Below are 4,072 nucleotides of genomic sequence, written 5' to 3'. Positions count from 1 at the left end.
CGTGCACATCCGCACCCTGCTGCTCACGCTCTTCTACCGGTACATGCGCCCGCTCATCGAGCACGGACGCGTGTTCGCGGCGGTGCCGCCCCTGCACCGGGTGATCGTGATGAACCCGGGCTCGAAGCCCAACGAGACCATCTACACCTACAGCGAGCAGGAGATGCACACTCTGCTCGCCAAGCTGCGCAAGGCGGGCAAGCGCTGGCACGAGCCGATCCAGCGATACAAGGGTCTCGGCGAGATGGATGCCGAGCAGCTGGCATCGACCACGATGGATCGCGGTGGTCGCCTGCTCCGCCGCGTGCGCATGGAGGATGCCGAGGCGGCGGGTCGCGTCTTCGAGCTTCTCATGGGCAACGAGGTCGCCCCTCGACGCGAGTTCATCATCGACTCCTCCGACCGTCTCTCGCGGGAGTCGATCGACGCCTGAGCGTCACCGGGTCGGAATCAGCCCCCGCGCGATGTGCGATCGCGGCGCTGCTCATCTCGAGCAGACGCGCCGGGTCGTCGCGAAGTTCGCGGATGGCCGACGCGAGTCCCTCGGCGTCCGATGTGCGGGTGATGGTTCCGCCGCCCGGTGGCAGCATCTCGGCGAGGTCGGGATCCGTCACGATCACCGGAAGACCGGCTGCGATGCCCTCGAGGATCACCATCGGCTGGTTGTCGAAGTCGAGCGAGCTCGACACCAGCACGTGCGCACGCGCCATCGCCTCGAGGACGCGTGACTGGGGCACGGCGCCGTGCACGATGAGCCGGCCGTCGGCATGGGCCTCGGTCGCCGAGGCGACGCGGCGTCTGGCCACCCCATCGCCGAACATCTCGGCGCGGATGCCGGGGACGAGGCTCACGGCCTCGACGAAGACCTCGGGTCGCTTCTCGGGCGAGAGACGTCCGCACCAGACCACCCGCAGCTCCTCGCCGCGTGCCAGCGAGCGAGGGGTGGGAGCGCCGACCGCCTCGAGCACCGTGTCCTCGAGGCCGTTGGAGAGAACGGTGAGAGGCGTCTGCACGCCCTGCGCCGCGAGCTTCGCGGCGAAGTGAGCGGAGGGGACGATGACGTGATCTGCATGGTTCGCCTGACTCACCATCAGCCGCCACATCCGCCGCGCCATGCGGGTCGCAGCGTACGGCGCAGTCGGATCGATCCGCGAGCGGTCATGGCTCATGCGTCGCCGATGCATCGCCGCCAGCAGCACCGTGGTGATCGAGGGAAGCGGCAGCACCGAACGGGTGTACACATCGATGCGCCCGTGCATGGTCTGCACGACCGGGATGCCGAGGGCCCTCGCCGCCTCGAAACCCGCCAGCGCCGCGAACATCTCGGTGTGCACATGCACGATGTCGATCTCGCGCGAACGCAGGTCGTCGTGCAGTGTCCGCGCGGCCGCAGACGGCGTCCAGGTGAAGGGGTATCCGTCGGGAGCGAAGCCACGCGCCGTCGGTAGCCGGACGATGTGCGGGTCGGAGCTCTGCTCTGCGAGCGGCGCGAAGACGAAGACCTCGTGCCCCGCGTATTCCAGGGCCTCTCTGTGCGCCTTGATCACGGTCTGCACCCCACCGAGGGTCGGCAGGTAATAGTCGGTGACCATGGCGATGCGCATCCGACCACAATAGGGCGGCTAGGGTGAGGGGCATGTCCGGAGCCCGTGTGCTGGTGACGGGGGCGAGCGGGTTCCTCGGTGGCTACGCCGTGCGCGATCTGCGGGCTCACGGGTACGAAGTGTTCGCCGCCGGCCGCAACGCCGAGGCCCTCGCTCGGGTCTCGGATCCCGAGCACCTCATCGTCGGCGATCTCGCCTCACTGCGCATTCTGGATCTTCCGGTGGATGCCGTGATCCACTGCGCAGCGCTGTCGACGCCCTGGGGAGCATGGCGGGAATTCGTCGAAGCGAACGTCGAGGGCACGGCGCACGTGATCGAGTTCGCCCGACGCAACGGCGTGCGTCGCGTCGTTCACGTCTCGTCTCCGAGCGTGTACGCCGCGGGCCGTGACCGTCTGGACATCAGGGAGCCCGACGTCGACTCCGAGAATCGACTGAACGGCTATATCCGATCGAAGATCGCCGCAGAGCGCCTGCTCGCTGAAGCACGGGCTGCAGGACGGCTCTCCGAGCTGGTGATCGTGCGGCCGAGGGGTCTCATCGGAGTGGGAGATCCGAGTCTGGTGCCGAGACTCCTCGACGTGCATGCCCGAATCGGCGTGCCTCTGTTCGACGGGGGAGACAACCTCATCGATGTGACGGCGGTCGAGAACGTCGCCTCGGCGCTGCGTCTCGCCCTCACCGCCGGAGATGGCGCGGGCGGGGTGTACAACATCACGAACGGCGATCCTCGTCCGTTCCGCGAGCTGCTGACGACGCTGCTCTCGGAGATGGGGGAGCAGCCTCGGTTCCGTCCCATGAATCGACGAGCAGCCTGGGTGCTGGCATCGCTGCTCGAGGGGGCCTGCTCCGTCCTTCCCGGGCGCCCCGAGCCTCCGCTCACCCGCTACACGCTCAGCACCATCGCCTACTCGCAGACCCTCGACATCACGCGTGCCACGTCGGAGCTCGGCTACCGCCCTGAGGTCTCCCTCGACGACGCTCTCGCCGCCGTCGCTGCGCATCAGCGGGCGATCGCATGACGGCCAGGCTCCGGCACTACGTCTGCGGCAGCACGGCGCACGACGTCGGCGCGATGTTCCGCGGTGCGTCACGAGGAGTCCGGGAGTTCCCCTCCGGTGTGTTCCTCTACGACGCGAGGGACGGGCGTCGCGTGCTGTTCGACACCGGTTACGCGACCGGGATCTGGAACACCGGCTGGCGCGGAGCGGTCTACCGCCGGCTTCTGCCTCCCACCGTCAGCGACGCCGACGATGTGGCCGTCAGGCTCGCATCCGACGGCGTCGATCCGGCATCCGTGACGCATGTCGTGCTGTCTCACCTGCATCCGGATCATGTCGGAGGGGTGCGCAGGTTCCCCGATGCGGAATTCGTGCTGAGCGCCGGCCAGGAACGCACGCTCGCGGCTCCGCGACTGCGCGAGGGGGTGCTCACCGGCCTTCTGCCGGAGTGGTTCGCGACCGCCGAGAAGACGGTGCTCGATGACCCGCAGCTCCGCGAGGTCCTGGTCGGCGGCGTCACTCTGCATGCCCACGATCTGCTCGGCGACGGCTCTTACCTCGTCGTCGACCTGCCGGGGCATGCCGACGGTCACCTCGGCGCGCTGGTCGAGCACAGTGTGCTGCTCGCCGGCGATGCGGCGTGGGGGAGCGACCTGATCGATGCGTCGTCGCGGCTGCGTGCGCTGCCGCGCGCGATTCAGCACGACGCCGATCGATACTCGGCCACGGCGACGATGCTCGGCCATCTCGCCGCTGCGGGCATCCGCGTGGTCTGCAGTCACGATCCGCTCGGCGGCAAGGACCTGCTGGGCTGATGGGCACGCTTCGCATACTCGGGGAGTTCGCCGCCGTGCGATGGTTCCGGCCGCTGCGCACGCGGTCTGCGATCCGGCGCCGGCAGAAGCGCCTTCTCAGCGCGCACCTGCGGTTCCTGCGTCGGCGCTCGCCCTACTTCCGCGAGCAGCTGCGGACACGCTCGTTCGACGCCCTTCCGCTCATGGACAAGCGGGTCATGATGAGTCGGTTCGACGACATCAACACCGTGGGTGTCGGCAGAGATGATGCGCTCGCGCTCGCGATCGCCAACGAGCGCTCCCGCGACTTCGAGGCCGATCTCGGCTCGAACTCCGTCGGTCTGTCGAGCGGCACCAGCGGCCATCGCGGCCTGTTCGTCGTCAGCAGTGCCGAACGCGACGCCTGGGTGGGGACGGTGCTTGCCCGAACGCTTCCACGCGGCGGACTTCTCGGGCACCGGATCGCACTCTTCCTGCGGGCTGACAACACCCTGTATGAATCGGTCGGGTCGCGGGCGGTGTCGTTCCGCTACTTCGATGTGTTCGGGGACATGCGCGACAACGTCGCCCGCCTGCAGGAATATCGACCGACCATCCTCGTCGCGCCTCCGTCGGTGCTGCGCGTGATCGCGCGTGCGGCCGACGCCGGCGAGGTCGATGTCGTCCCGCAGAA

Annotated in this window: 4 protein-coding genes and 1 pseudogene; 4 read left to right on the top strand and 1 reads right to left on the bottom strand. The window is 68.5% G+C overall.

Annotated features, from left to right (window positions below):
* Positions 1-433 (top strand): annotated as a pseudogene (locus J7E68_RS16300) (DNA topoisomerase IV subunit B); the annotation flags it as partial.
* On the opposite strand, the gene J7E68_RS16295 reads toward J7E68_RS16300, so the two are convergent.
* Positions 387-1,604 carry a glycosyltransferase gene (locus J7E68_RS16295; RefSeq protein ID WP_215174360.1) on the bottom strand — a complete coding sequence of 406 codons (1,218 nt, stop codon included), beginning with the start codon at positions 1,602-1,604 and terminating at the stop codon, positions 387-389. The pseudogene J7E68_RS16300 and the gene J7E68_RS16295 overlap by 47 nt on opposite strands.
* A 32-nt stretch (positions 1,605-1,636) precedes the next feature.
* Between J7E68_RS16295 and J7E68_RS16290 the strand changes: the two genes are divergently transcribed.
* The 3 genes from J7E68_RS16290 to J7E68_RS16280 form a co-directional block, all read left to right on the top strand.
* A complete protein-coding gene (locus J7E68_RS16290; RefSeq protein WP_215174358.1) occupies positions 1,637-2,626 on the top strand; it encodes an NAD(P)-dependent oxidoreductase in 990 nt (329 codons plus the stop codon).
* On the top strand, positions 2,623-3,420 hold the full coding sequence (locus J7E68_RS16285; protein WP_215174356.1) for an MBL fold metallo-hydrolase: 798 nt from the start codon (positions 2,623-2,625) through the stop codon (positions 3,418-3,420). Before J7E68_RS16290 ends, J7E68_RS16285 begins: the two co-directional genes overlap by 4 nt.
* Positions 3,420-4,072 (top strand): hypothetical protein (locus J7E68_RS16280; RefSeq protein WP_215174354.1); only part of this gene is annotated, 653 nt, incomplete at its 3' end. The genes J7E68_RS16285 and J7E68_RS16280, both read left to right, overlap by 1 nt.

This window comes from Microbacterium sp. ISL-103 (assembly GCF_018613995.1).
GTDB lineage: Bacteria > Actinomycetota > Actinomycetes > Actinomycetales > Microbacteriaceae > Microbacterium.
This window is presented reverse-complemented; position numbering and strand designations above follow the sequence as displayed.

Bases quoted from the DNA above. Each gene is read 5' to 3' on its own strand.
- J7E68_RS16295 (WP_215174360.1), bottom strand. From the start codon at position 1,604: ATGCGCATCGCCATGGTCACCGACTATTACCTGCCGACCCTCGGTGGG.
- J7E68_RS16290 (WP_215174358.1), top strand. From the start codon at position 1,637: ATGTCCGGAGCCCGTGTGCTGGTGACGGGGGCGAGCGGGTTCCTCGGT.
- J7E68_RS16285 (WP_215174356.1), top strand. From the start codon at position 2,623: ATGACGGCCAGGCTCCGGCACTACGTCTGCGGCAGCACGGCGCACGAC.